The following is a 26,341-nucleotide window of genomic DNA, read 5'->3' on the forward strand; positions in this document are numbered from 1 at the left end:
CATTCACTCACCCGGAGAACCGGACGCATGACCCGTGACGACCTGAAAGCCGAATTCGATTCCCTGCGCCCCGGCGCCAGCACCGATCAGGGCGCCTCGCGCCGCACCGCGATCAAGGTCGCGCTGGGCGTCGGCTACGCCGCAGCGACGCTGCCGATCGCTGCGCAAACCGTCATCAAGACGGCTGACACGGGGCTCAAGGCCGGCCCGATCACCTACCGGGTCAACGGCTTCGACGTACCGGCCTATGCGGCGCAGCCCGCCGGCAAGACCGGCCTGCCGGTGATCCTCGTGATACAGGAAATCTTCGGCGTGCACGAGTACATCGCCGACGTGTGCCGCCGTTTCGCCAACCTCGGCTACCTGGCCATCGCGCCCGAGCTGTATGCGCGGCAGGGCGACCCCAAGGGCTACACCGACATTCCCAAGCTGCAAGCCGACATCGTGAGCAAGGTGCCCGATGCGCAGGTGATGGCCGACCTGGACGGCGCGCTGTCATGGGCGTCGGCCAACGGCGGCAATGCGGCCAACGCCGGCATCACCGGCTTCTGCTGGGGCGGCCGCATCACCTGGCTCTATGCCGCCACCGGGAAGGTCAAGGCCGGCGTCGCGTGGTACGGCCGGCTTGTCGGTGCGACCAACCCGCTGACCCCGACCAACCCGGTCGACATCGCGACCGTCCTGGAGGCGCCCGTGCTCGGCCTCTATGGCGGCAAGGACCAGGGCATCCCCCTTGACAGCGTTGATAAGATGAAAAGCGTCCTGGCCACAGGCAGTGCCGCCGCCAAAGCGTCGAGCTTTGTTGTGTATCCGGAGGCGGGCCACGCCTTCCACGCCGATTACCGGCCGAGCTACATCGTGGGTCCGGCCGATGACGGCTGGAACCGGGCGCTGGCCTGGTTCAGGGTCAACGGTGTCGCCTGACGACGCCCGGTAGCCGCTTTCGCTTGGAAGGCCGTCCGATGGGCGGCCTTTTTATTTTCAGATGACATCGGCTTCTATGAATTTGATCGCAATCATCGGCGCGACCCTCGTCGCCGGCATCGGCAGCGTCTGGCTGGCTGCATTGCTCATGCGCGTCGGCGTGCGGCGCGACGGCGGTGGCGTGAACCCGCAGCACCTGCTCAGCCTCGCGGCCGGCGCGCTGCTCGCAACGGCGTTCATGCACCTCTTGCCCGAGGCCTTTGAAAGCCGCATCGAGCCGGCGGTGCTGTTCGCGGTGCTGCTCTTCGGGCTGGTGTTTTTTTTCCTGCTCGACAAGGCCGAGCTGTGGCATCACGGGCACGAGCACAGCCACGGTGAAGACGCCGCGCACCACGGGCATGGGCACGGAAATGGCCATGATCACGGGCATGCGCATTCGCACGCGCCACCGGCCGGCGGCTGGGCGGTGCTCACCGGTGACAGCGTGCATTGCTTCGGCGACGGCATTCTGATCGCGTCGGCCTTCATTGCGGACATGCGACTGGGGCTGGTGGCCGCGGTGGCGGTGCTGGCACACGAGGTGCCGCACCACATCGGCGACCTCATCGTACTGCGGCAGACATCGCCGAATTCGCGCGCCGCACTGCTCAAGGTGTCGCTGGCCGGCACCATGACCGCGCTGGGCGGCATCGTGGGCTGGTGGCTGGTCGACCAGCTGCACGCATGGTTGCCTTACTTTCTGGTGTTGGCGAGCAGCAGCTTCGTCTACGTCGCCCTGGCCGACCTCATTCCGCAACTGCAGAAACGTTTGCCGGCCCGGCAGACCGCGGCGCAGATCGTCTGGCTCCTGGCCGGCATCGTGCTGGTGACGCTGGTGAGCCGGCTCGCGCACGGCGAACAGGGTCACGATCACGACCATTCGCATGGCGAAGAGACGCAGGCGCACGACGACCACAAGCATTGAGCGCGGCATCATCTGCGGCGCCGTCCGACACCTGAAACGGGCGCGGTGCCGAAGCACCTGCCATCGCTTGGGCGCACCATGTGGTCTTTGACAAAGTCCAGAACGAGGAGCCGATCATGTCGAGTGCCGATTCGAAAGTTCACGCCGGCGGACAGCCGCAATCCCATCCGCATCCCGTACCGAATGTGCTGGACGACGATCTCGAAGTGCCGGAAAACGAGGCGCCCGACGAGCTGTCGGAGGAAACCGGCATCGACCTGACCGATGCGAGCGATCTCGATGCCGACAACGTGCCGGCCGATGAGGAAACCGATCGCGTCGTGCAAGCGCCCGACTGATCAATCTCCAGGCTGGCTTCACCCCGTTTGACCGGCGTGAAGCCAGCCGTCAGCGATTCGGCTCGTCCTGAGGGCGGCGCCCCGGCCGGCCCGGCGGTCGCTGGGCTTGCACACGCTGCTGCGCCTGAGCCTGCTGCTGCTGCTGCTGCTGCATTTGCTGCTGACGCTGCTGACGCTGCTGCATCTGTTGCTGATGAGCCTGCTGCTGCTGAGCTTGCTGGGCCTGCTGTTGCTGCACCTGCTGTTGCTGGCGTTGCGCCTGATCCTGCTGTTGGCGAACCTGCATTCGCTGCGCGTGAGCCTGCTGTGCTTGCTCCTGACGGGCCTGCTGTTGTTGCACTTGCTGGGCTTGTTGTTGCTGGCGCACCTGGGTCTGCTGGGCCTGTGCCTGCGCTTGTTGCGCCTGGCGCCGTTGCATCTGTTGCTGGCGCTCCTGCTGCTGAGCCTGTTGCGCTTGTTGTTGCTGTTGTTGCCGCGCTTGCTGCTGCGCTTGCTGCCCCTGCGCTTGCTGGCGCCGTGACTGTTCGGCCTGCTGCTCCTGCTGGCGTTGCTGCTGACGCTGAACCTGCTGTACTTGCTGCTGCCGTTGCGGGTCGCGCAGTGCCTGCTGCTGCCGAACCTGCTGTTGCTGCTGCTGGCCCTGAGCCTGTTGCATCTGCTGTTGGCGGACTTGTTCTCGCTGTTGTCGCACCTGGGCCTGTTGCGCGGCCTGAGCCTGTGCTTGTGCCTGTTGTTGCTGTCGCTGCTGCTGCTGAATCAGCTGTGACTGCTGAGCAGCAGCCTGGCCGGACTGTTGCGCCTGTTGCTGGGCCTGCTCGCGCTGCACCTGCTGCCGGCGCATCTGCTCGAACGCCGTCTGGCCCTGGCCTTGCGACGCACCGCCGCCGTTGCTGACGAAGTTGTTGCGCACGTTGTTGTTGATGATGGTTTCCTGCGTGCGCGAGACGTAGGTCGACCGGTTGTAGACCACTGCCGGCCTGTCGTATCCACGCGCTTCGTGCGGGGGGCGATTGCCACCGCGATAGGCATCGGGCCGGCCCCAGTTCATGCCCCACGAATTCCAGCCCCAGCCATGGCGCTGCAGCGCCGCGCCGACGACGACGCCGGTGCCGAACGTGAGTGCGCTCGCCGTGGCGATCTGCGCGTTGCTGTAGCGCGGTTCGGCGTACACCGGTTGCGCGTACGCATAGCCCGGATAGACCGCCACCGGTTCGCCGTAGATGCCGCGCGGGTCGTAGCTGGGCACGTACACCACGTCGGGCTGCGCCGGCTCGATGGTGATGTACTGCGGCGGCGGTTCCACGATGACGGGGCCGCTGTAGTACGAAGGCGCATTCGGATCGGGTGCGTAGCCCGCCGCCGGCGCCGAGCCGCTCGCCACACGCAACTGCGTCGTGCTCTTGAGCTTGCCGGCCTTCGACGCGCGCTGTCGCATCACCTGGATGGCGTTCATCACGTCGTCGGGGTCGTGGTAGTAGGCCTGCCCCAGTGCGGTCGTCCATGGCATGTTCGACGCCATCTGGTCGAGCACGCGCTTGAAGGCGGTAAGCGACTTGATGCTCGGATCCCATGGCTGCTGCTCGGCGGCATCCGCCAGCGGGCCGGCTTTCAATGAGGTGTTCTGCCCCAGCCATTGATCGGCCGCAGTGACCTGGTCGGGGTAGGTCGATCCGGCAAGCACCTGTGCCACGAGCTTGTCGGGATAGAGCGCGATCGGCGCGACCATCTGGTAGAGCTGTTCGGCGCCCGGCGGCACGTAAACCGGCGCGGCCAGCGCCGAGACCGGCGTGGCGACGACGGGCTGCGCGGTGGATTCGGCCGACGGGGTCGGGGGCGCGGCGGGCGCCGGGACACCTGGCGCCTTGTCGCAGCCGCTGACGAGCATCGCGCCAGCGCAGAGCACCACGATCATCAGTTGCCTGGACGGCGAACGGGCTTGGGAAATCGGTTCATCAGCGGTGTCTCCGGAAAACGAAAGGCGCCGAGAGATCCGGGTGGCCCTTGTCATTCAACGTTTACCGTATGCCGCACGCCGACGCGGGATGTGACAGCGCGTATCGCCGCTGCCTGTGGGCCTATTTCGCGCCGCCGTTGTATTTGGTGACGCTTTGCGCAGACATGCTGTAGCCGCTCACGCCCATCATCGAATCGTTGCGAACGGTTTCGAGCTTGCCCGTGACCCACACCGTGTCCATCGCGCGGAACTTGGCGCCCTGCTGCGGCTTGACGTGCAGGATCTGGTTGGCGGGTGGCGGCGGCGTGTGAATGCAGGCGCCGAAGTAGGGCACCAGCAGGAACTCCGTTACTTCGCCCTTGTTCTCTTCGAGCGGCACGATGAAGCCCGGAATCTTCACCTCGACGCCGTTGAGCGCCGGGTTGCTCGGTGCGTTGTCCGATACCTTCTGCATCTTCATGAGCAGCTCGTTCGCCTTCGGATCGGCATCGTCGAGCTTGCTGAGGTCGATGTCCTTGTAGGCCTTCATCGGGTCCCAGTCCTTCGGCACCAACTCGGCCCACGAGATCTCGCGCGCCTGGCCCGCTTTCGCGGCGGGTGCCGCCTTGCCGCCCAGCGGGTTGGTGGGCGACGTCGGCTGCGGCGCCGGGCCGGCAGCGAAGGCCGACGCGATGGCGGTCGCAGCCGCCAGCGTGACAAAGGTGTGGCGAAGCATGGTGTTCGACTCCGTTCAGATTCGGGGGGAAAGGCCGTCGGCGAGCGAGAGGCGGTAGGCCCGCACGCCCGGCATCAGGCTGGCCAGCCAACCGGCCGCGAGCAGCCCGCCGATCAGCGTCCATTCGTTCAGTGTAGGTTCGCCGAGCGTCAGCGCGAGGCCGAAGTGCGATTGCAGCCACGGCGACAGCAGGGCGATGCCGAGCACCGCGAACACGACACCCAGCACCACGCCGAGCAGGTGACCATGGCGCCTTCGAGCGCCAGCAGGCCGAGCACATGGCGCAGGCTGGCGCCGACCGCACGCAACACCGCGAGCTCGCGCCGGCGTTCGTTCAGGCTTGCCATCACGACTGACACGAGCCCCGCGAGGCTGACCAGTGCGACCAGCGCCGACATCAGCAGCAGCGCGTTCTCGCCGATGCCGATCACGCGCCAGAGTTCGTCCAGCGCGACGCCGGGCAGGATGGCCATGAGCGGCTCGTCGGGGTAGGTCGATACCCAGCGCTGCACCGCGAACACCGCGGCGCGGTTCTTCAGGCCGACCAGTGCGGCGGTCACGCTTTTTGGCGTGAGGTCGAACTTGCGCACCTGCTCGGCCGGAATGGTGAACCCCGGCATCGGCGCGCCGCTGACCCAGTCGAGATGGATCGCTTCCATCGCACCGAGACCGATGTGCACCGTGCGGTCGACCGGCGTGCCGGTGCGCGCGAGCACGCCGACCACCGTGAAAGGCTTGTCGGCGTGCTCGGCGACGTTGAGTTCGCCGCTTCCGTGCGCCAGGGTGATCTTCTGGCCGACGCGGTAGCCGAGCGCGTCGGCCACCTCGGCGCCCACCACCGCATCGAACAGCTCGCCGAGCGGCTTGCCTTCGCGCATCGCGAGCGACTGCCGGTTGCCGTAGTGGAAGTGTTCGAAGTACGCCGGCGTGGTCGCCAGCACCGCGAAGCCGCGATGCGAGTCGCCCAGCGAGAGCGGCACGACCCAGTCGACGCCCTTGTGCGCCGAGAGCGCCTGCACGCTCTTCCACGACACGTTGTTGGTCGCCGCGCCGATGCGAAACACCGAATACAGCAAGAGCTGCGTCGAGCCGGTGCGCGCGCCGACGATCAAGTCTGTGCCCGAGACCGAGGACGAAAAGTTCTCCCGCAGTTCGGTTCGGATGCGCTCCACGCCGAGCAGCAGGAAGGTCGAGAGTGCGATCGACAGCACCGTGAGCGCCAGCGTGAAACGGCGGTTCCAGGCGCTGCGCCATGCGATGGAGAAGATCGCCTTCATGCGTCTGCAGTCGACGATGCCGCGCGGTTGATGTCGGGCAGCAGCACGTGTCGCCCGAAGCGCGCCGCGATGCGCTGGTCGTGGCTCACGAACACCAGTGCGCTCTGGTGTGCGGCGCACGCCGAGAGCAGCACATCGAGGAAGGCCTCGCGCCGGTCCTCGTCGAGCGCCGAGGTGGGTTCGTCCGCGATGATGAGTTCGGGCTGGCCGATGAGCGCGCGCGCCGCGGCGACGCGCTGCTGCTGGCCGACCGACAGGTGCATGGCCTGGCGCGACCAGAGATCGCGCGGCAGACCCATCCGCGCGAGCAGGTGCTCGGCCTCGTCGCGCGAGCTGCCGGTGCGTGCGGCCTGTGCCTCGCGACGTGCCGAGAAGCGGCACGGCAGCAAGACGTTGTCGCGCACGCTGAGGTACGGCAGCAGGTTGAATTGCTGAAAGATGTAGCCCACGTGCGCGACGCGCAAGCGGTCGCGCGCCGTGCCCGACAGCTGGGCCCAGTCGTGGTCGAGCAGCGTGATGGTTCCGGTGTCGGCAAGCAAAACGCCTGCGAGCAGCGACAGCAGCGTGCTCTTGCCGCAGCCGCTCGGCCCATGCAGGAAGACGGCCTCGCCGGCGGCGACCTCGAAGTGATCGATGTCGATGGTCGGCGCGCTCGCGCCGGGCCAGCTGAACTTCAGCGCATCGGCTGCCAGCGCCCGGCGCGCGATGTCGGTCGCGTGACCGTTCATCGCGGTCACGGCGTCATGGGCCCCAACGCAACCGGTCGCTCGGACGCGTGACGGTGCGCTGGAACTGACCTTGCGGCGATGCGATCTGCACGTCGACCCGGCGCACGGTGCGGAAGGCGTCGAACAGCGCGAGGTCGATGAAGCGCACCTTGGCGGCGTCGGTGCAGCGGAAGGTGAATGTGCCTTCGAGATCGGCATGGCCGGCATCGCGTTCCGCCTTGGCCTCCCCGAGGCCGATCATCGGCGCGTCGAGGTCGATCTGGCCCGCCTTGCAACCCGCGGCGGGATCGATTTTGAACAGCGCGCCGGGCGTGCGCAGCCGGGCGACCGCTTGCGCGACGACCTTCTTCTCGGCGTCGTTGCGCGGCACGCGTTCGAAGCCGACGATGTTGTCGAGCGGCGAGTCGATCGCGATGGTGAGTGTCGCGCCGTCGATTGCCACATCGAGCTTGAGGAGGCCGTGCACATGCGCATGCTGTGCCTGCGCGCTGGCGGTGGACGCGACGTATGCGAGCACCGCGGCGGCAAAGACGTGCTTCGCGCTCATGGGTTCGCTCCCTGCCGGGTCGGCAGCCCCGGCGTGTTGCTCCATTCGCTCCAGCTGCCGGCATAGAGCGCCGTCGGCTCGAAGCCGGCGATCTGCATCGCGAGCAGGTTCGGCACCGCGCTCACGCCGCTGCCGCACTGGTGCACCACGCTCGCCGGATCGCGGCCCCCCAACAGCGTCTCGAACTCGGCGCGCAGTTGCGCGGCCGGCTTGAACTTGCCATCGGCACCGATGTTCTCGGCGAAGGGCCGGTTCAATGCGCCGGGAATGTGGCCAGCGATCGGGTCCAGCGGTTCGACCTCGCCGCGGTAGCGTGCACCGGCGCGCGCGTCGATCACGGTCTGGCCGGGCTGGTCGAGGCGGCTCGCGACCATCGCGGTGGTCGCGAGCGCAAGGAGCGGTTCACCGGCCACGAAGTTCGACTGGAAGTGCGCAGGCTCTTCGCGATCGATCACCGCGCCGCCGGCGGCTTGCCAAGCTTGCAGTCCGCCATCGAGGACGGCGACCGCGTCGTGACCCATCCACTTGAGCATCCACCAGAGGCGGCCGCAGTAGTTGGCGCCGTTGCGGTCGTACACCACGGCCTGCATGCCGTTGGCGAAGCCGACGCTCGACAGCCAGGCCGCGAACTTTTCGCGGCTCGGCAGCGGATGGCGTCCGCCCGACGACGGCTCGCCGTCTTCCTCGGCCACGATCACCTGGCCGTCCTTGCCGGGAACGCCGTGCGGCGCGCTCAGGTCGGTGTCGAGATTCGCGTAGACCGCGCCGGGAATGTGCGCCTCGGTGTACTGCGCGGCACCCGACTCGGGCTTCATCAGGTCGAAGGTGCAGTCGAACACCATGTGCGGCGTACCGCCGGCTTCGAGTGCCTGCAGTTGTTCGACGGAAATCAGGGTGGTGTAGCGCATGGCGTTTCCTTCAGTGTTCTTCGGCCGGTGCCTTGGGGACGGTGCGTTGCCGCAGGATCGTGCCGGCGATGCCGCTGGCGACGATGAGGGCCATGCCGGCCCAGCCCATCGCGTCGATGCGGTCGCCGAACAGCAACACGCTGTAGATCGCCGCGAACACGATGCCCGAATATTGCAGGTTGGCGACCAGCAGGGTGCCACCTTCGGTCTTCGCCGTCGCGTACGCCCGGGTCATGCACAGCTGGCCGAGCGATGCGAGCACGCCGACCGGCAGCAGCCACAGCGCGTGCTGCCAGTCCCATTCGGAAAAGCCGGTGACCAGCGTGGCCAGCCCGCCGGCCACCGCCGAACCGAGCGCGAAATAGAACACCGTGCGCGTTTCGGGTTCGCCGATGCGCGAGAGCGCCATCACCTGCATGTAGGCGAATGCAGCCGTCATGCCCGACATCAGGCCGATCAGCGCCGCGAAGCCCTGGTTCTCGCCGAGCGAAGGTCGCAGCATCAGCACCACGCCGCAAAAGCCGGCCAGCACGGTGAGCACCAGCGTGCCCTGCAGCGGCGGGCGCTGGTTGCGCTTGTCGCGCCCGGGCACCGGCATCCATGACAGCATCGCGCCGCCGACCAGGAAGGCCGCGATCCACACGCTGCTCATGTAGTTGAGCGTCATCGAGGTGGCGAGCGGCAGGTGCGCGATGGCATAGAACCAGGCGCCGAGCGAGACCACGCCGATCAGGCTGCGCCAGGCGTGCATGCCGGGGTAGTCGGTGCGCAGGGACACGCCGCGGCTGCGCGCCAGCACGCCGAGAAACACGATGCCGATGAGGCCCCGGTAGAACACCAGTTCGGCGCTGCCGAAGTACGCGGAAGCGATCTTCACGCACACGCCCATGGTGGCGAATATCAGTGCGGCCAGCACCATCCACAAAGCTTGCACGGCGGTGGTGCGCTAGGCCTCGGGCGCGCGCATCGCTTGCCGGTACCACTCGTGGAACTGCTGCATGCCGTCTTCCATCGGGCTTTGATAGGGGCCACTCTCGTCGTCTCCGCGCAGCATGAGCGCGCGGCGGCCGGCATCCATGCGCTCGGCGATCTCGTCGTCTTCCACGCAGGTCTCCATGTAGGCGGCCTGTTGCGCATCGACGAACTCGCGCTCGAAGGCGACGATTTCTTCAGGGTAGAAGAACTCGACCATGTTGAGCGTCTTGGTGGGGCTCACCGGGTGCAGGGTCGAAACGGTGAGCACGTGCGGGTACCACTCGATCATCACGTGCGGGTAGTAGGTGAGCCAGATCGCACCGTATTTCGGCGGCTTGCCGTCGCGGTACTTCAGCAGCTGCTCCTGCCACTTCTGGTAGACCGGGCTGCCCGCGCGGCCGAGCCGGTTGGCCACGCCGACGGTCTGCACCGAGAAGTGCGGGTTGAACTCCCAGCGAAGGTCGTCGCAGGTCACGAAGCTCCCGAGGCCCGGATGGAACGGGCCGACGTGGTAGTCCTCCAGATAGACCTCGATGAAGGTCTTCCAGTTGTAGTTGCACTCGTGCAGTTCGACGCGGTCCAGCGTGTAGCCCGTGAAGTCGAGGTCGGCGCGGGGGCCGAGCGTGGCCATGTCGGCCGCCACGTCGCGCCCCGTGCCATCGGCGTTCTTCTCGAACAGCAGCCCGTTCCACTCGGTGAGCGGGTAGTTGTGCAGGTTGAGGCAGGGGTCCTTGTCGAAATGCGGGGCGCCGATGAGCGTGCCGGTGGCGCGCGCATCGGCCGCGGCGTAGGTCCAGCGGTGCAACGGGCAGACGATGTTGCCGCCGGCCTGTGCTTCGAGCTGGCCGCGGCCTTGCAGGATGAGCGCCTGGCGATGCCGGCACACGTTCGAAATGAGTTCCACGCCCTTGGGCGTGTGCACCAGCGCGCGGCCGTTGTGCTCCTGCGGCAGCGTGTGGAAGTTGCCCGGTTCGGGCACAGCCAGGCGGTGGCCGACATAGCGCGGCCCGCGGGAAAACAGCGTCTTCATTTCGCGCGCATAGAGCGACTCGTCGAAATACGCGGAAACCGGAAGTTGGCTCGTGGCCTGCTGCAGTTGAAGACTTAAATCAGACATCAAGACCTGACCAAGCTCCCCACAGGGAAGGAAGGGAGAAAGAAAACGGAAGGCGGCGTCTGGAACAGCGCGACGGCCATGAAATTCGCCGGCCGCTGGCCGACGCGAGAGGGGCGATTGTACCCGGGGGTGCCCGATCTCGCCTGCGCCCTAAAATGGGCGGTTTCACCCACGATCCCCGCATGCCCAAGGTGCCTTCTCCCGCCACGTCAACGCCTGCCGCGCTGCCCGCCAGCTACGAAGCGGGGCTGCAGGAACTCGAACAACTGGTGGCCGAACTCGAGTCGGGCCAGTTGCCGCTCGACCAGCTGCTCGGCAGCTACCAGCGCGGGGCGGCATTGCTCGCTTTCTGCCGCGACAAGCTGCAGGCGGTCGAAGACCAGATCATGGTGCTCGATGCAGGCAGCCTGAAGGTTTGGGCACCCGAATGAGCGGCCCGGTGACGTCGACATGGGACGCCGCGCGCCTGGCCGCGTGGAGCGCATCGCACCTGCGCAATGTCGAAGCGGCGCTGTCGCGCTGGGTCGGCGTCGATGCACCCGTGCTGCTCGGCGATGCGATGCGCTATGCGGTGCTCGACGGCGGCAAGCGCCTGCGCCCGCTGCTGGTGCTGGCGGCCAGCGAGGCGGTCGGCGGCAATGGTGCCGCGGCGCTGCGCGCGGCCTGCGCCACCGAACTCATCCACGCCTATTCGCTGGTGCACGACGACTTGCCCTGCATGGACAACGACGTACTGCGCCGCGGCAAACCGACCGTGCATGTGAAGTTCGGGGAGGCCGACGCGCTGCTCGCCGGCGACGCCTTGCAGGCGCTCGCGTTCGAACTGCTCACGCCCGAAGGCGATGACGTGCCTGCCGCGATGCAGGCGCGCCTGTGCCGCCTGCTGGCCTCGGCGGCCGGCAGCCAGGGCATGGCGGGTGGCCAGGCGATCGACCTGGCCAGCGTCGGCCTCGCGCTCGATGAAGCGCAGCTGCGTGAAATGCACCGGCTCAAGACCGGCGCGTTGCTGCAGGGCAGCGTCGAAATGGGTGCCGTGTGCAGCGCCACTGTGGCGCCGGCCACGCTCGCGGCGCTGCGCGACTACGGCGGCGCGATCGGCCTGGCGTTCCAGGTGATCGACGACATCCTCGACGTGACCGCCGATTCCGAAACACTCGGCAAGACTGCCGGCAAGGACGCCGCGAGCGACAAGCCCACGTATGTCTCCCTTCTCGGCCTCGACGGCGCGCGTGCGCAAGCACATCGGTTGCTCGCCGAAGCGCTCGCTGCGCTGGAACGCAGCGCACTCGCCGACACCGCGGCGCTGCGCGCGCTGGCGTACATGGTCGTGGACCGCGACCGATAACAACAAGTTCTCATGGCCCCACTGCTCCCCACGCTTCACGACCCCTCGCCGATCCGTCACTACGACCGCCTGCAACTGCAACAGCTGGCCGACGAGGTGCGTGCCTGCGTGCTCGACAACGTGTCGCGCACCGGCGGCCACCTGAGCTCGAACCTCGGCACCGTCGAACTCACCGTCGCGCTGCACCACGTGTTCAACACGCCGCACGACCGGCTGGTGTGGGACGTGGGCCACCAGACCTATCCGCACAAGATCCTGACCGGCCGGCGCGACCGCATGCCCACCTTGCGCCAGCAAGGCGGCATTGCCGGCTTTCCGCAGCGCAGCGAAAGCGAATACGACACCTTCGGCACCGCGCATTCGTCGACAAGCATCTCGGCCGCGCTCGGCATGGCGATGGCGGCCAAGCAGAAGGGCGAAGACCGCCACGCGGTCGCGATCATCGGCGACGGTGCGCTCACCGCGGGCATGGCCTTCGAGGCGCTCAACAACGCCGGCGTGTGCGACTGCAAGCTGCTCGTCATCCTGAACGACAACGACATGTCGATCAGCCCGCCGGTCGGCGCGCTGAATCGCTATCTCGCGCAGTTGATGAGCGGCCAGTTCTACGCCGCGGCCAAGAATGTCGGCAAGACCGTGCTGCGCGGCGCGCCGCCGCTGTTCGAGCTGGCACGCCGCTTCGAGCAGCACGCCAAGGGCATGGTCGTGCCGGCCACGCTGTTCGAGCAGTTCGGCTTCAACTACGTCGGGCCGATCGACGGCCACGACCTCGATTCGCTGGTGCCGACGCTCGAGAATCTCCGGCAGCTCGACGGCCCGCAGTTCCTGCATGTGGTCACCAAGAAGGGCCAGGGCTACAAGCTGGCCGAGGCCGACCCGGTGGCGTACCACGGCCCCGGCAAGTTCGATCCGCAGGTGGGCCTGGTCAAGCCGACCACCGTGCCCAAGCAGACCTTCACGCAGGTCTTCGGCCAGTGGCTGTGCGACACGGCGGCGGTGGACGGGCGCCTCGTCGGCATCACGCCGGCGATGCGCGAAGGCTCCGGGTTGGTGGAGTTCGAGCAGCGCTTTCCCGACCGCTACTACGACGTCGGCATCGCCGAGCAGCACGCGGTGACGTTCGCCGCGGGCCTGGCCTGCGAAGGGCTCAAGCCAGTGGTCGCGATCTATTCGACTTTCCTGCAACGCGCTTACGACCAGCTGATCCACGACGTGGCGATCCAGAACCTTCCGGTCGTCTTCGCACTCGACCGTGCCGGTCTGGTGGGTGCCGATGGCGCGACGCACGCCGGCGCCTACGACATTCCGTTCCTGCGCTGCATTCCGAACATGAGCGTCGCGTGTCCGGCCGACGAAGCCGAGTGCCGGCAGCTGTTGACGAGCGCCTACGAACAGGATCATCCGGTGGCCGTCCGCTATCCGCGTGGCGCGGGCGCAGGCATCACGCCGCACCTCACGCTCCACGGACTTCCGTTCGGCAAGGGCGAGATCCGTCGCAAGGGAAAGGGCATTGCGATCCTCGCGTTCGGCACGTTGCTCTATCCGGCGCTGACCGCCGCAGAAGCGCTCGATGCCACGGTCGTCAACATGCGGTGGGCCAAGCCACTCGACGTGGCATTGCTGCTCGAAGTCGCCGCTTCGCACGGTGCGCTGGTCACCCTGGAAGAGGGCGCGGTGATGGGCGGGGCCGGCAGCGCGGTTCTGGAAGCCCTGCAAGCAGCCGGCGTGCAGAAGGCCGTGCTGCAACTCGGCTTGCCGGACCAGTTCATCGAGCATGGCGATCCGGTCAAGTTGCTGGCCGGCATCGGCCTCGATGCGGCCGGCATCGAGCGCGCCATTGCCGCGCGCTTCGGCGCGGCGCCATCAGCCTGAGTCTCCAAAGGGTTTTCCGCAGGGAAAACCCCCCCCGAGATGCTGTAAGCGACTTTTTACAATCGCTCTGGCTCAAAAAGTCGTCAACGCTGGTCACAAGCCGCGTTCTGTTTTTTCTTTTGCACCCGGAGTGAAATTCAATGGATCGTCGTTCCCTCATCAAAAATGCCGGCGTCGCCGGCATCCTCGCCGCCGGCGTCGCACCTGCCGTGCACGCGCAGGCCGCCGTTCGCTGGCGCCTCGCGTCCAGCTTTCCCCGTTCGCTGGACACCATTTTCGGCAGCGCCGAGATGCTCTCGAAAACCGTCAAGGCCCTTTCCGGTGGCAAGTTCGAGATCTCCGTGCATCCCGCAGGCGAACTGATGCCAGCGTTCGGCGTGGTCGACGCGCTGCAAGGCGACAACATCGACATGGCGCAATCGGCGGCCTACTACTTCACCGGCAAGGACCCGATCTTTGCCTTCAGCTGCGCCGTCCCGTTCGGGCTGACCGCGCGCCAGAACACATCCTGGAAAGAGTACGGCGGCGGCCGCAAGCTGCTCGACAATTTCTTCTCGAAGTACAACTTCAAGACGGCCAGCGCGGGCAACACCGGCACGCAAATGGGCGGCTGGTATCGCAAGGAAATCAAGACCGTTGCCGACCTGAAGGGTCTGAAGATGCGCCTGGGCGGCGGCGTGTTCGGCGAGGCCATGGGCAAGCTGGGCGTCATCTCGCAGAACATGCCTGCAGGCGATGTGTACCAGGCGCTCGAAAAGGGCACGCTGGACGCGGCTGAGTTCGTCGGTCCGTACGACGATGCCAAGCTGGGCTTCAACAAGGTTGCGCCTTACTACTACTACCCCGGCTGGTGGGAGGGCGGTGCCGACCTGGAGTTCTTCATCAACGTCAAGAAGTTCAACGCGTTGTCGGATGAGAACAAGGCCATCCTCGATGCCGCCTGCAAGGTTGCCGCCGTCGACATGACGGCCAAGTACGACGCTGTCAACCCGATCGCGCTCAAGAAGCTGGTCGCCGAGAAGACCCAGCTCAAGGCGTTCCCCAAGGCCGTGATGGATGCGGGTTTCAAGGCATCGATGGAAGTGTTCGCCGAGCACGAAGCCAAGTCGCCGGAATTCAAGACCATTCATGAGAGCATGCGCGCCTTCCAGCGCGATCAGATCCTGTGGAACCGGTTCTCGGAGTACCCGTTCAACCAGTACATGAACTCGGTCAAGATCTGACGATCTGGCCGTTCACAAGCAAAAAGGCCGACCTGCGAAAGCAGGCCGGCCTTTTTTTTGCAATGGTGTTTCGACGCGCCGGGAATGTCAGGGCTTGCCCGGCGGCGGCTTGAGCGCGTCCTGCATGGCCTTCATGGGATCGCTCTCGCCGCTGCTTTCCGGCGCGGCTTCTGGCGTCGCCACCGGCGCCTGGGGTTCGGTGGCGGCGGCGGGTTCATTGCTTGGCTCGCCTTCTGCCGGCGCGCCGTAAGGGTCGGCCGCGGGGCCACCGTCTTCGGGCTTGAGGCTGTCGCGCATCTGCGAGCCGATGTCATCGAGGTTGACCTTGACCTCCTTGTCGAGGGCGCCTGTCACGATCTGCGGGAACGCGATCAGCATGCCGACCATCGTCAGCTGGATCAACACGAAAGGAACCGCGCCCTTGTAGATCTGCATCGTCGTGACGGGTTCCATGACCTTCTGTGTCACGCGGTCCACGTACTGCTTTTCGGGCGCGACGGAGCGCAGGAAGAACAGCGCGAAGCCGAACGGCGGATGCATGAACGAAGTCTGCATGTTCACCGCCAGGAGCACGCCGAACCAGATCAGGTCGATGCCCAGCTTGTGGGCGACGGGTGCGAGCAGCGGCACCACGATGAACGACAGCTCGAAGTAATCGAGGAAGAACGCCAGGAAGAACACCAGCAGGTTCACCGCGATCAGAAAGCCGACCGGGCCGCCTGGCAGGCTCGAAAGCAGATGCTCGACCCAGATCGGGCCGTCCGCGGCCTGGAACACCAGGCTGAACACCGTGGCACCGATCAGGATGAACATCACGAAGCTCGAGAGGCGGGTGGTCGATCCGAGCGCCTGCTTGAGCAGGCTGAAGCTCATGCGTCGGCGTGCCCAGGCCATGACCAGCGCGCCGAGTGCACCCATGGCGCCGCCCTCGGTGGGGGTGGCGACGCCCAGGAAAATGGTGCCCAGCACCAGGAAGATCAGCAGCAGCGGCGGGATCAGGACGAAGGTCACCCGTTCGGCCAGGCGCGACAACAGGTTGAGCTTCAGGCCCTTGTTGATCAGCGCGATCACGAGGGCCACGAACACGCCCCCGCACATGGCGACCACGACTTTCTCGTCGGTGGCCACGAAGGTCACGGGCTCGCCCTGGAACCACGTGTGCACGGCTTCCATGTTGTGCGCCAGGAAGAACGCCACCACCGCCGACAGCGCGGTGATGGCCACGAGCGATGCGTACCCGCCACCGCCATCGGGTTCGCGGAAGGTGCGGGCTTCGAGCGGAAGCGCCGGGACCTGCGCGGGCTTGAAGATCGCCAGGAAAACGACGTAGAGAACGTACAGGCCCATCAGCATGAAGCCGGGCAGGAAGGCGCCCTTGTACATGTCGCCCACGCTCTTGCCGAGCTGGTCGGCCATGATGATCAGCACCAGCGAGGGCGGGATGATCTGCGCCAGCGTGCCCGAAGCGGCAATGACGCCGCTGGACAGCCGCCGGTCGTAGCCGTAGCGCAGCATGATCGGCAGCGAGATCAGGCCCATCGAGATGACGGAGGCGGCCACCACGCCGGTGGTGGCCGCCAGCAACGCGCCGACGAAGATCACCGCCAGCGCCAGGCCACCGCGCATCGGACCGAAAACCTGGCCGACGGTGTCGAGCAGGTCTTCGGCCATGCCGCTTCGCTCGAGGATGAGTCCCATGAGCGTGAAGAAGGGGACGGCCAGCAGCGTGTCGTTGGCCATGATGCCGATCAGACGCTGCGGCAGCCAGGCCATCACCGACGACTGGAACACGCCGAGCTCGACGCCGACCAGGCCGAAGAACAGGCCGCAGGCCCCGAGGCTGAACGCCACCGGGAAACCCATCAGCAGGAAGCAGATCAGCCCCGCGAACATGATCGGGGCGAAGTTGGCAACAATAAATTCCATGGTGTTTTTCTGCGTGGCCGTTCAGTGTTGCGGCTTGGTCGCCGTGCCGGTCGTCGCGGTCGCGGCGGCGGCTTCGGTCTGCAGGCGCAGTGCTTCGATCAGTTCGGCCTCGGCCGTCTTGTCGGTCACGCGGCCCATGGGATCGGGCCCTTCGCCGCGCAGGAACGCGATGCGTTTGATGAGCTCCGACCAGCCCTGCAGCAGCAGCAGCACGAAGCCGATCGGCAACGCGGCCCACACCGGCCAGCGGATCAGGCCGCCCGAGTTGCCCGACGTTTCGCCTGACTGATACATCTGGATCACGACGGGCGTCGACAGGTAGAGCACCGTCACGCACAACGGCGTGAGGAAAAAAGCGAAGCCGATGATGTCGATCCACACCTGCTTTCGCTTGGACAGGCGGCTGTTGAGCACGTCGATGCGCACATGCTCGCGCTGCAGCAGCGTGAATCCGGCGGCGATCAGGAACGACCAGGCGAACAGGTACCACTGCACTTCCAGGAAGGCGTTGGAACTGGTGTTGAACACCTTGCGCACGATCGCGTTGATGCCGCTGATCACGGTCGCGGCGAGGATGAGCCAGATGGCGTATTTGCCCACTTGGGCATTGAGCCAGTCGATGGCTTTTGACAGCTTGAGCAAGCCTTGCATTGCGTCTCCATTTGGGTATCGGTGCCCCCAATACGAAGGCACCCGACGCGGCGGCTTCGTGAGCCTTGGTGTCGGGTGCGTTGGGGGGCTCAATTCTATCGGCGCCCAACGCACCGCCCTACAGGGCGAACCATAGGGGCTGGCCATAATGCGGCCATGGCCCAGACACCGCGATCCTCCCCGTTTTCCGATGGCATGGCGCCCCATTCGATCGACTCGCCCGACATGCGGCGCGCGGGCCGCGAGCTGCTGTCGCTGGCGCTGATCGACGCGCGCAACCACACGCTGCACCTGCTCTCGTTGTACGAAGAAGCGCTGGCGTCTGTGCTGCTGCCGGTGCCGTATCTGGCGGACGAACCGGGCGTGGCGCCACCGCTCTGGCTGGCGGGTCACGTCGGCTGGTTTGCCGAATGGTGGATCAGCCGCAACACGCAACGCGCCTTCGGCGAGCGGTGTCCGACGCGACCGATGCGCCTCGCCGCCATCGACCCGAACGCCGACGCGTGGTGGGACCCGATGCAGCGGCCACACGCGGCGCGCTGGGGCCCCGACCTGCCCGACATTGGGCAGACCAAGGCCTACTTGCTGGAAACGCTGGAGGTCACGCTCGAGCTGCTCGAGAACGCTGCCGAAACCGACGCCAGCCTCTATTTCTACCGCCTCGCGCTGTCGCATGAAGACCTGTGCGGCGAGCAGCTGGTGGTGATGGCGCAAACGCTCGGCGTGTCGCTGGGCATTGGGCAGCCGCCCGCGGCCGTCACGCGCGAACCGTTGCTGGTGCCCGCGACGGCATGGGATCTCGGGCGGCCCGACAGTGGATTCGTTTTTTCGCAGGAGCAGGGCATGCACCGCGTCGACGTGCCCGAGTTCGAGATCGATGCCCAGCCGGTGACCTGGAGCCAGTTCATCGAATTCGTCGACGACGGTGGCTACGACAACGAAGCGCTGTGGCACGCCGATGGCTGGCGCTGGCTCGCGGCGCAGGTCGAGGGCCGGCGCGCGCCGCGCCATGTCGAGCAGATCGGCGGGGCGCGCAACGGCAGCGGGGGCTCGGTGCTGCAACAGCGCTTCGGCACCACGGTGCGCGCCGCAAGCCACCACAGCGCGGTGCATCTGAGCTGGTGGGAAGCCGATGCCTGGGCCCGGTGGGCGGGCCGTCGCATCGCCACCGAAGTCGAATGGGAGATCGCCGCGCACACCGCGCCGCGCCGGGGCTTTCGGTGGGCCGACGTGCAGGAATGGACCGCCGGCACGCTGCGCCCCTGGCCGGGGTTCAGGCCCGACCCGTGGAGCGCCGGCAGTGCGTTCGACCCGGTGCCCGCGTTCGGTCAGGCCCGCGTGTTGCGCGGCGCCTCTTTCGCCACCCGCGCACGCCTGCGTTCGCCGCGGCGACGCGATTTCGCACTGCCGCACAGCGACGCCGGCTTCTTCGGCTTCCGGACTTGCGCGCTGTAGTTTTTTTCAGGGAGCTTCCATGTCTTTTCCGTTTCGCGCTTTCGCAGCGCTTTGCCTCGGCTTGTCCTTGTTGCTGGCCGGTTGCGGCAGCAAGGAGCCGGCGCAGCGCACCGCTTTCATCGGGTTCCTGCAGACGCGCATCCTCGACAAGCCCGGCCTTCACGTGCCCAAGCTCACCGAAGAAGAAAAAGGGAGATTCGGCGACTACGCCGCCCACTACGCGGTCATCTCCGATTTCAACGATGGGATGAGCAGCGCGGTGAGCCAGCCGATGAACGCGCTGATCGCCAAGGGCGCGATCCGTTCGATCGCCGAAGTCGTTGCGCGGCGTGGCGACATCGAGCAGGTGCAGCAGGGCATGGCGACCCTGCGCGCCGCGCTCGACCAGCAGCAGGCCGCCGCCGACCAGGCGCGCGCCGCCCTGAAGCAGCCCGACGACTTGAAGACCGTCTACGACCAGGCCTACGCCCGCACGGTCACTGTGCCCGCGACCACGTTCAAGGACGTGTTCCCTGCCGTCGATTTCACGCTCGCCGAGACGCTGAAGATTGCCGACTTTTTGCAGAAGAACGCGGCAAAAGTGAAGATCACCGGCAGCAATGTGACCGTGGAAGACCCGGCCACGCTGGCCGAACTCAACAAGATGCTGCAGTCGTTGCAATTGCGCGGCGCCGAGCTGAGCGCTGCGCAGCGCAAGTTGCAGGCGATGGTCCGCGGCTGATCTCAGGGCGGGCCGGCGCCGAGCGGCGGCGCCACTTCCTCCAACGGCTTGCGCTCGGCATCGACGCCCCAGCGCAAGGCCAGCAGTCCTGCGACGATCACGAGGGCCGCACCGATGCAGTAGCCCACCATCACCGCGCTGCGGCTGCCGGTCTCGATCAGCATGCCGAACAACACGGGCGCCGCGAAGCCGCCCGCGCCAGTGCCAACCGCGTAGAAAATCGAGATCGCCAGCGCGCGCATCTCGAGCGGGAACACCTCGCTCACCGTGAGGTAGGCCGAGCTCGCCGCCGCCGAGGCGAGAAAGAACACCGCCGACCAACACAAGGCCTGGCTCATCGCATCGAGCCAGCCGAGCATGAAGGCCCAGCCGGTGAGTGCCAGGCCGACGCCCGACAGCACATACGTGAGCGCGATCATCTTGCGTCGCCCGACGCGATCGAACAGCGGGCCGAGCAGCAGTGGCCCGAGCACATTGCCGAGCGCGAACGGAAAGATGTAGAGCGCGACCCGCGCGTCCGCCACGCCGTGAAAGCGCGTCAGCACCAGCGCGTAGGTGAAGAAGATCGCGTTGTAGAAAAAGGCTTGCGAAACCATCAGCGCCATCGCGACGATGCTGCGCTGCCGGTAGCGGTGCAGCAGCACGCGCGCCACCTCGCGCATCGAGGGGCTGCCATGCGTGCCGATCGCGGAGCGTCCGGCGGCGGGCGGCAGCGCACCGTGCTGCGCGATCACCTCGGCCTCGATACGCTCGACGATGCGCAACGCCTCGTCGGCGCGGCCGTGCGCTATCAACCAGCGCGGGCTCTCGGGCACGTCGCGCCGAACCAGCAGGATCGCGACGGCAAGCACCGCGCCGAGTCCGAAGCCCGCGCGCCAGCCCCACACGGGGCCCAGCACGTGCGGATCGAGCAGCACGAGACTCAGCCCTGCGCCGAGCGCCGCACCCACCCAGAAGCTGCCGTTGATCGCGAGGTTCACGCGGCCACGCACCCGCGCCGGGATCAACTCGTCTATGGCCGAATTGATCGCCGCGTATTCGCCGCCGATGCCCAGCCCGGTGACGAAGCGGCACAGCGCGAAGAATGCGAAGTCGGTGGAGAACGCAGTCGCGAGCGTGCCGACGGTGTAGACCACCAGCGTGACCAGAAAGAGCTTCTTGCGACCCAGCCGGTCGGTGAGCCGTCCGAAGAGCAGGGCGCCGATCACCGCGCCGGCGATGTAGATGGAGCCCGACCAGCCGATCTGGCCGGCACTCAGCGCGAGCGTGTCGGCGCGTTCGAGCACCGCGCCGATCGAGCCGACCAGCGTCACCTCCAGGCCGTCGAGCACCCAGGCCACGCCGAGTGCGATCACGACCCGCCAGTGCCATCGCGACCAGGGCAGCCGGTCGAGCCGGGCGGGGATATCGCTGGTGGCTGTCGTCATGTCAAGGTCATTATGGGACGGCACTTGCGAGGGCATTTAAAAGAGGCGATCCTGAATCCCGATACCCCTTGCGCGCGTACAGCAAGGGTGCATTCAAACGGAGAACACCACATGATTCCACGCAGAGTTTTCACCGCCGCCCTGGCTGCAACCGGTTTGGGTTCGCTGTCGGGCTTTCTGTTCACGCCGCTCGCGCAGGCGGCCAAGGCCTACGAAGTCACCCGCACCGAAGCCGAATGGAAGGCGATGCTGACGCCCGACCAGTTCGAGGTGCTGCGGCAGGCCGGTACCGAGCGGCCCTATTCGAGCCCGCTCGACAAGGAAAAGCGCGCCGGCACCTTCTCGTGCGCAGGCTGCAAGCAGGCGCTTTTTTCGTCGGCTGCCAAGTTCGACAGCCGCACTGGATGGCCGAGCTTCTATGCGCCGATCGGCAAGGCGGTGGAGAAGACGGCGGACAACAGCCTCGGCATGAGCCGCGATGAAGTCCTGTGCAGCCGCTGCGGCGGGCATCTCGGCCATGTGTTCGACGACGGGCCCAAGCCGACCGGCCTGCGCTACTGCATGAATGGGCTGGCCATGACGTTCGCGCCGGGCACCGCACCGCCGGTAGTGCTTTCGTAGCCGGTTGTCGCGGCCAGCCGCGGTCGCCGGTAAAGTCAGGGCACTTTTTTGCAACCAGCCCGGGACACACCGACATGACCAGTTCTTACTCCGACACCCGACTTCTCATCGACGGCGAGTGGTGCGATGCCGCCAGCCGCAAGACCCTCGACGTGCTGAACCCGGCGACGGGCGAGCGCATCGGACGCGTCGCGCATGCCGGGATCGCCGACCTCGACCGCGCCCTGGCCTCGGCCCAACGCGGTTTCGACAAGTGGAAGAACACCCCCGCCAACGAACGCGCCGCCACCATGCGCAAAGCCGCCGGGCTGCTGCGCGAACGGGCTGACAGCATCGCCCGCCTGCTCACGCAGGAGCAGGGCAAGCCGCTGGCCGAAGCGCGCGTCGAAGTGATGGCGGGCGCCGACATCATCGAATGGTTCGCCGACGAAGGCCGCCGTGTGTACGGCCGCATCGTGCCCTCGCGCAACCTCGCCGCGCAGCAGCTCGTGCTGAAGGAGCCGGTCGGTCCGGTCGCCGCGTTCACGCCGTGGAACTTCCCGATCAACCAGATCGTGCGCAAGCTCGGCGCGGCGCTCGCCACCGGCTGTTCGTTCCTGGTCAAGGCCCCGGAAGAAACGCCCGCATCGCCCGCCGCGCTGCTGCAGGCTTTCGTGGATGCTGGCATCCCGCCCGGCACCGTTGGCCTGGTGTTCGGCGACCCGGCCGAAATCTCCAGCTACCTCATCGCCAGCCCGATCATCCGCAAGGTCACCTTCACCGGCTCGACGCCGGTCGGCAAGCAACTGGCCGCACTCGCCGGCCAGCACATGAAGCGCGTGACGATGGAACTCGGCGGCCACGCCCCGGTGATCGTCGCGGAAGACGCCAACGTGGCACTCGCGGTCAAGGCCGCCGGTGCGGCCAAGTTCCGCAACGCCGGCCAGGTCTGCATTTCGCCCACCCGCTTCCTCGTGCACAACAGCCTGGTCGAAGAGTTCGCGCAGACGCTGGTCAAGCACGCCGAAAGCCTGAAGCTCGGCGACGGCCTCACCGAAGGCACGACGCTCGGCCCGCTCGCCAACGCACGCCGCATCACCGCGATGGCCAAGGTGATGGACGACGCGCGCAGCAAGGGCGCGACCATCGCGACCGGTGGCGAACGCGTCGGCAGTGCCGGCAACTTCTTCGCGCCGACCGTCATCACCAACGTGTCGCTCGACGCCGATGTGTTCAACAACGAGCCCTTCGGTCCGGTCGCGGCCATTCGCGGTTTCGACACGCTCGACGAAGCCATCACCGAAGCCAACCGCCTGCCGTTCGGCCTGGCGGGCTACGCGTTCACCGGCTCGATCAAGAACGCGCACATCCTGGCGCAGCGCCTGGAGCTCGGCATGCTGTGGATCAACCAGCCGGCCACGCCGTCGCCGGAAATGCCCTTCGGCGGCGTGAAGGATTCGGGCTATGGCTCGGAGGGCGGCCCGGAAGCGCTCGAGTCGTACCTCGTCACCAAGTCGGTGTCGATCATGGGCGTGTGACGCGTGGGCGCCGCTCGGCGCCCAGCACGACCGCCCGCGTCATCGACGCGCGCCTGTAGAAACGATCATTCCTTCACCCCATGGGTCCAGAGCGCAGACTTCGTGCCGCTCGACGCTGGCAGGCTGCACAGCCTCACTGGCCTGCTGGACACGGTGACGATCGGCGCGTGAGATTCGAATGAAAACGGGCGGCAGCGCCCGTTCCGCTTGCGCACTTAGCTTTCAACTCGATTTCGTTTCACTCGGGATGTTGAGAACGATGCAGGGGGGGGCCGAGGTTGGCAGGTGGCCCCTTCCGCGAATGTCCCCCGGCCTGCGGCCTCCTCCTTTATTTCTCTACAGGGGCCACCCGCCACCCTCAGCCATGGATGCGTAGTGGGTGCTCGAACGGCGTAGCGAAGAAATTTGTGGACAGCTGCAATCGGCCAGAAGCAGCCCTTGGCGCTGCAGTAAACCGGCTTGGTCTGCCAATAAACCTTTTTGTTTGGCGTGCGATGTTGTCAATAACCTATGAAGCATTTTCAGAAAACACTTCAAGCGCTTTTGTCTTTTATCCTGATGGCGGGGTGCACCGACAACATTGAGAAATTGAAGCTTAGTAATGAAGATAGGGAGCGAATTCTCCTCTTGCAAAATCCCTTTGGAGAAAATCTCGTCCGACTAAACAAGGCTGGGAAAGGCGAGCCTATTTTGATAGGTCTGAAAGATTGCAAGGTCTACCGCGCCGAACCTGAGCAAGGGGTAGTTACCGAGTGGGTTCACGTACAGGAAGTCGCTGAGTTCTACCCCCTCCCGTCGGCGTGCAACCGCGAGAGTGTGGAATATGACGGCGAATACGTAAGAATAGAGTTCTGCAAAACGCCAATGGGTGCAGGCGGTGGATGCGCGGGTGGAATTAGTCCTCACCGAAGTCGAAACGGCAAAGATTGGGAGGTCCGTACCGAAAAAGGCAAATGGAAATTGATAGACAAGTTGCCTTAGGAGAGGTCTTATAGGGGCGCCTCCGGGATGGCAAGAGCGCGCGCGTGCGAACATCCAAGAGCCAGGAATGCAGTCGCCGTAGCGCGGTGAAAGGTGGTTCGAGGAAACGTCCGTTTTCTTGAGCCAGCAATCTCCGCTTAGGGCCCACCGCCGACGACCGCTAGGGATGGTCTGCACAACCTGCGCCGCGAGCGACAGGCGGCGTGAACTTCAAGCGACGTGAAGCTGGCGGCTGATTTTTGTGTGTTTACCTGACCGCTCCCCGCGTAGATTGCCCTTGGCGAGCTCAGTTCGGGCGATTCCCCGACTTCCAGGCGCACTCATCCCTGTGCGCCCTGCATCAGCTTGCCCCTGGCCATCCACAGATTGCTCAACGCGAACAGCGTGTGCAATTGCGCCGTGTTCTTGGCCAGCCCCCGGTATCGCACCTTCACATGGCCGAACTGCCGCTTGATCACCCGAAACGGGTGCTCCACCCTGGCGCGCACGCTGGCCTTGAGCTGCTCGACCTTGTCGATCAGCGCGTCGATCTCGGCTGTCCTGTCCAGCATCCTTCGCTTGCCCGGTCGCATGGCGATGTGCCAGGTCAGGTCTTGCCGGGCATCAAGACGCTTGTGCGCTCCCTGGTAGCCCGCATCCCCGTGAACCGACGACTCCTGCCCGTGCAGCAATGCGTTGGCCTGGGTCACGTCGTTCACATTGGCCGCCGTGCCGATCACCGTGTGCACCAGGCCAGAGTCGGCATCCACACCGATGTGCGCCTTCATCCCGAAGTGCCATTGGTTGCCCTTCTTGGTCTGGTGCATCTCGGGGTCGCGCAAGCCGTCCTTGTTCTTGGTGGAGCTCGGTGCGGCAATGAGGGTGGCATCGACGGCGGTGCCACTCTTGAGCAAGAGGCCGCGCTGGGTGAGCATGGCGTTGACCGTCGCCATGATCTGCAAGGCCAGGCCGTGGGCTTCAAGCAGGTGACGAAATCTGAGGATGGTGCTCTCGTCGGGCAGGCGGCTCATGCCGGGATCGAGCCGCGCAAACTCGCAGTAGAGGGGCACGTCGTACAAGGCTTCTTCCATGGCCGGGTCCGACAAGGTGAACCATTGCTGCATGAAGTGGATGCGCAGCAGGGTTTCCACGGCAAAGGGAGGTCTGCCGGTCTTGCCAGCGGGTGCGTGGGGTTGGATCAGCCCGACCAGCTCGGCCCAAGGCACCACCAGGTTCATCTCGTCGAGAAAGTCGCGCTTGCGCGTTCTCTTGCTGGAGAGTTCGAACCCGCTGGCGCCAAGGCTGATTTGCTTCATCTGTGTTCAACGATCACTGGCGGCAACCGGTGGACTTGTGCAGACCATCCCTAGAGCGGTCGTATCTGGATTTGAGCAACGGCACTGCCCCACCGGCCTCAGCCCGGGCGCAGCCAACACACAGCTCAGTCCGTCCCGATCATCACGCTCGATGCCTTGATCAATCCGTAGGCCGGACCGCCCTCGAGCAGTTTCAGCGCATCGGCCGACGTGGTGGTGATGCTTGCCACGATCTGCACCTTCGGTGCGATCTTGAGCGTGACCTCGGTCGTGACGGGCCGCCCGCGATCGAGACGACGGTGCCGGGGAGCATGTTGCGGGCGCTGATTTTCATGGGTGTTCTCCTTTGAAGACGAGTTGATCAATCGATTGGAGCGGACCTCGACGCGCACGAGATTCCGCACTCGGCGCGGGCCGGGTTGGCGATCGATGGTGGACACGAGCGCGATGCGGCCTTCGCGCTCGTCGAGTGGCTGGCCGTCGCGCTCGAACAGCACCAGCGCGCCGTCGCCGACAGGCGTGTTCTTGAGTTCTGGCCAGGAGAAGAGGGCGCGGTAGCCATCGCTTGCCGTGTCAATGACGACCCGCTTCTTCCAGTCGTTGTGGTCGCGAAGCACGAGGCCGGCCTGCTCGACGAGTGCGGTCAATCTCACGCCCCGCACCGTGCTCTTCGTTTCGCTGCCGGCGGCGCCGCGTGTCTGCACGACGCTGAGGATATCGGCCGCTGGTAAGGCGGCGAGCGCGGCGGCGTTCAATTGCAGCGGACGTTGCACCGCCCCCGCGATGTCGATCTGCGTGCTGGTCTGGCCGAGCGATGTGGCCATTGCAACCAGCATGATCAGGGGCGCGAGAACAAGGCG

24 protein-coding genes and 1 pseudogene are annotated in these 26,341 nt (G+C 66.1%); 12 read left to right on the forward strand and 13 right to left on the reverse strand.

Going from position 1 to position 26,341, the window contains the following annotated elements; translation table 11 throughout:
• The first annotated feature begins 27 nt into the window (after positions 1-27).
• The 3 genes from AX767_RS15630 (at position 28) to AX767_RS15640 (ending at position 2,226) form a co-directional block, all read left to right on the forward strand.
• On the forward strand, positions 28-924 hold the full coding sequence (locus AX767_RS15630) for a dienelactone hydrolase family protein (protein ID WP_068632172.1): 897 nt from the start codon (positions 28-30) through the stop codon (positions 922-924).
• 76 nt (positions 925-1,000) lie between these two features.
• Positions 1,001-1,888, forward strand: coding sequence for a ZIP family metal transporter (locus tag AX767_RS15635; protein WP_068632173.1), 888 nt, complete (start codon positions 1,001-1,003; stop codon positions 1,886-1,888).
• Positions 1,889-2,004: 116 nt separating this feature from the next.
• A complete protein-coding gene (locus AX767_RS15640) occupies positions 2,005-2,226 on the forward strand; it encodes a hypothetical protein (RefSeq protein ID WP_156481055.1) in 222 nt (73 codons plus the stop codon).
• A gap of 49 nt (positions 2,227-2,275) precedes the next feature.
• On the opposite strand, the gene AX767_RS15645 is transcribed toward AX767_RS15640, so the two are convergent.
• The 8 genes and pseudogenes from AX767_RS15645 to AX767_RS15680 form a co-directional block, all read right to left on the reverse strand.
• Positions 2,276-4,138 carry a DUF3300 domain-containing protein gene (locus AX767_RS15645; protein ID WP_068632175.1) on the reverse strand — a complete coding sequence of 621 codons (1,863 nt, stop codon included), beginning with the start codon at positions 4,136-4,138 and terminating at the stop codon, positions 2,276-2,278.
• A 163-nt stretch (positions 4,139-4,301) separates the two neighbouring features.
• The gene (locus tag AX767_RS15650; RefSeq protein ID WP_068632176.1) at positions 4,302-4,895 is read right to left on the reverse strand and encodes a DUF3299 domain-containing protein; all 594 of its coding nucleotides are present in this window, start codon (positions 4,893-4,895) and stop codon (positions 4,302-4,304) included.
• A gap of 15 nt (positions 4,896-4,910) precedes the next feature.
• Positions 4,911-6,172, reverse strand: a pseudogene (locus AX767_RS15655) (ABC transporter permease).
• Complete coding sequence (locus AX767_RS15660; protein ID WP_068632177.1) at positions 6,169-6,900, reverse strand: ATP-binding cassette domain-containing protein; 732 nt, start codon at positions 6,898-6,900, stop codon at positions 6,169-6,171. The pseudogene AX767_RS15655 and the gene AX767_RS15660 overlap by 4 nt, the downstream one beginning before the upstream one ends.
• A 13-nt stretch (positions 6,901-6,913) precedes the next feature.
• Positions 6,914-7,447, reverse strand: coding sequence for a DUF2796 domain-containing protein (locus AX767_RS15665; protein WP_068632178.1), 534 nt, complete (start codon positions 7,445-7,447; stop codon positions 6,914-6,916).
• The gene (locus AX767_RS15670) at positions 7,444-8,355 is read right to left on the reverse strand and encodes a sulfurtransferase (protein WP_068632179.1); all 912 of its coding nucleotides are present in this window, start codon (positions 8,353-8,355) and stop codon (positions 7,444-7,446) included. The genes AX767_RS15665 and AX767_RS15670 overlap by 4 nt, the downstream gene beginning before the upstream one ends.
• Before the next feature lie 10 nt (positions 8,356-8,365).
• Positions 8,366-9,274 (reverse strand): DMT family transporter, encoded by a 909-nt coding sequence (locus AX767_RS15675; protein WP_068632180.1) that lies wholly within the window; start codon positions 9,272-9,274, stop codon positions 8,366-8,368.
• Positions 9,275-9,301: 27 nt separating this feature from the next.
• Positions 9,302-10,447, reverse strand: coding sequence for an aromatic ring-hydroxylating oxygenase subunit alpha (locus AX767_RS15680; RefSeq protein WP_068632181.1), 1,146 nt, complete (start codon positions 10,445-10,447; stop codon positions 9,302-9,304).
• A gap of 182 nt (positions 10,448-10,629) precedes the next feature.
• Here AX767_RS15680 and xseB point away from each other — a divergent pair, with 182 nt between their 5' ends.
• The 4 genes from xseB to AX767_RS15700 all read left to right on the forward strand — a co-directional run bounded on the left by xseB (position 10,630) and on the right by AX767_RS15700 (position 14,887).
• Positions 10,630-10,878, forward strand: coding sequence for an exodeoxyribonuclease VII small subunit (gene xseB, locus AX767_RS15685; RefSeq protein WP_068633770.1), 249 nt, complete (start codon positions 10,630-10,632; stop codon positions 10,876-10,878).
• Entirely contained in the window at positions 10,875-11,792 is a 918-nt protein-coding gene (locus AX767_RS15690; RefSeq protein ID WP_068632182.1) for a polyprenyl synthetase family protein, read from the forward strand. The genes xseB and AX767_RS15690 overlap by 4 nt, the downstream gene beginning before the upstream one ends.
• Before the next feature lie 12 nt (positions 11,793-11,804).
• On the forward strand, positions 11,805-13,664 hold the full coding sequence (gene dxs / locus AX767_RS15695; RefSeq protein ID WP_068632183.1) for a 1-deoxy-D-xylulose-5-phosphate synthase: 1,860 nt from the start codon (positions 11,805-11,807) through the stop codon (positions 13,662-13,664).
• Between the two features lie 140 nt (positions 13,665-13,804).
• The gene (locus AX767_RS15700; protein WP_068632184.1) at positions 13,805-14,887 is read left to right on the forward strand and encodes a TRAP transporter substrate-binding protein; all 1,083 of its coding nucleotides are present in this window, start codon (positions 13,805-13,807) and stop codon (positions 14,885-14,887) included.
• A gap of 87 nt (positions 14,888-14,974) precedes the next feature.
• Here the strand turns inward: AX767_RS15700 and AX767_RS15705 are convergent, their stop codons facing one another.
• Together AX767_RS15705 and AX767_RS15710 are read right to left on the reverse strand one after the other, a co-directional pair.
• Positions 14,975-16,813 (reverse strand): TRAP transporter large permease, encoded by a 1,839-nt coding sequence (locus tag AX767_RS15705; RefSeq protein WP_068632185.1) that lies wholly within the window; start codon positions 16,811-16,813, stop codon positions 14,975-14,977.
• A 21-nt stretch (positions 16,814-16,834) separates the two neighbouring features.
• On the reverse strand, positions 16,835-17,464 hold the full coding sequence (locus AX767_RS15710; protein ID WP_068632186.1) for a TRAP transporter small permease subunit: 630 nt from the start codon (positions 17,462-17,464) through the stop codon (positions 16,835-16,837).
• 156 nt (positions 17,465-17,620) lie between these two features.
• Here AX767_RS15710 and AX767_RS15715 point away from each other — a divergent pair, with 156 nt between their 5' ends.
• Together AX767_RS15715 and AX767_RS15720 are read left to right on the forward strand one after the other, a co-directional pair.
• On the forward strand, positions 17,621-18,919 hold the full coding sequence (locus tag AX767_RS15715) for an SUMF1/EgtB/PvdO family nonheme iron enzyme (protein ID WP_156481056.1): 1,299 nt from the start codon (positions 17,621-17,623) through the stop codon (positions 18,917-18,919).
• A gap of 19 nt (positions 18,920-18,938) precedes the next feature.
• Entirely contained in the window at positions 18,939-19,640 is a 702-nt protein-coding gene (locus AX767_RS15720) for a DUF3053 family protein (protein ID WP_068632188.1), read from the forward strand.
• 2 nt (positions 19,641-19,642) lie between these two features.
• On the opposite strand, the gene AX767_RS15725 is transcribed toward AX767_RS15720, so the two are convergent.
• On the reverse strand, positions 19,643-21,067 hold the full coding sequence (locus AX767_RS15725; protein ID WP_068632189.1) for an MFS transporter: 1,425 nt from the start codon (positions 21,065-21,067) through the stop codon (positions 19,643-19,645).
• Positions 21,068-21,178: 111 nt separating this feature from the next.
• Here AX767_RS15725 and msrB point away from each other — a divergent pair, with 111 nt between their 5' ends.
• The 3 genes from msrB to AX767_RS21415 all read left to right on the forward strand — a co-directional run bounded on the left by msrB (position 21,179) and on the right by AX767_RS21415 (position 24,186).
• The gene (gene msrB / locus AX767_RS15730; protein WP_068632190.1) at positions 21,179-21,688 is read left to right on the forward strand and encodes a peptide-methionine (R)-S-oxide reductase MsrB; all 510 of its coding nucleotides are present in this window, start codon (positions 21,179-21,181) and stop codon (positions 21,686-21,688) included.
• Between the two features lie 74 nt (positions 21,689-21,762).
• Positions 21,763-23,205 carry an NAD-dependent succinate-semialdehyde dehydrogenase gene (locus AX767_RS15735; RefSeq protein ID WP_068632191.1) on the forward strand — a complete coding sequence of 481 codons (1,443 nt, stop codon included), beginning with the start codon at positions 21,763-21,765 and terminating at the stop codon, positions 23,203-23,205.
• A gap of 510 nt (positions 23,206-23,715) precedes the next feature.
• Complete coding sequence (locus AX767_RS21415) at positions 23,716-24,186, forward strand: hypothetical protein (RefSeq protein ID WP_156481057.1); 471 nt, start codon at positions 23,716-23,718, stop codon at positions 24,184-24,186.
• 320 nt (positions 24,187-24,506) lie between these two features.
• On the opposite strand, the gene AX767_RS15740 is transcribed toward AX767_RS21415, so the two are convergent.
• Positions 24,507-25,481 (reverse strand): IS5 family transposase, encoded by a 975-nt coding sequence (locus AX767_RS15740; RefSeq protein ID WP_068631210.1) that lies wholly within the window; start codon positions 25,479-25,481, stop codon positions 24,507-24,509.
• A 125-nt stretch (positions 25,482-25,606) separates the two neighbouring features.
• On the reverse strand, positions 25,607-26,305 hold the full coding sequence (locus tag AX767_RS21945) for a TOBE domain-containing protein (protein WP_068632192.1): 699 nt from the start codon (positions 26,303-26,305) through the stop codon (positions 25,607-25,609).
• Positions 26,306-26,341: the final 36 nt, after the last annotated feature.

The organism is Variovorax sp. PAMC 28711 (genome assembly GCF_001577265.1).
In the GTDB taxonomy this organism is placed as follows: domain Bacteria; phylum Pseudomonadota; class Gammaproteobacteria; order Burkholderiales; family Burkholderiaceae_C; genus Variovorax.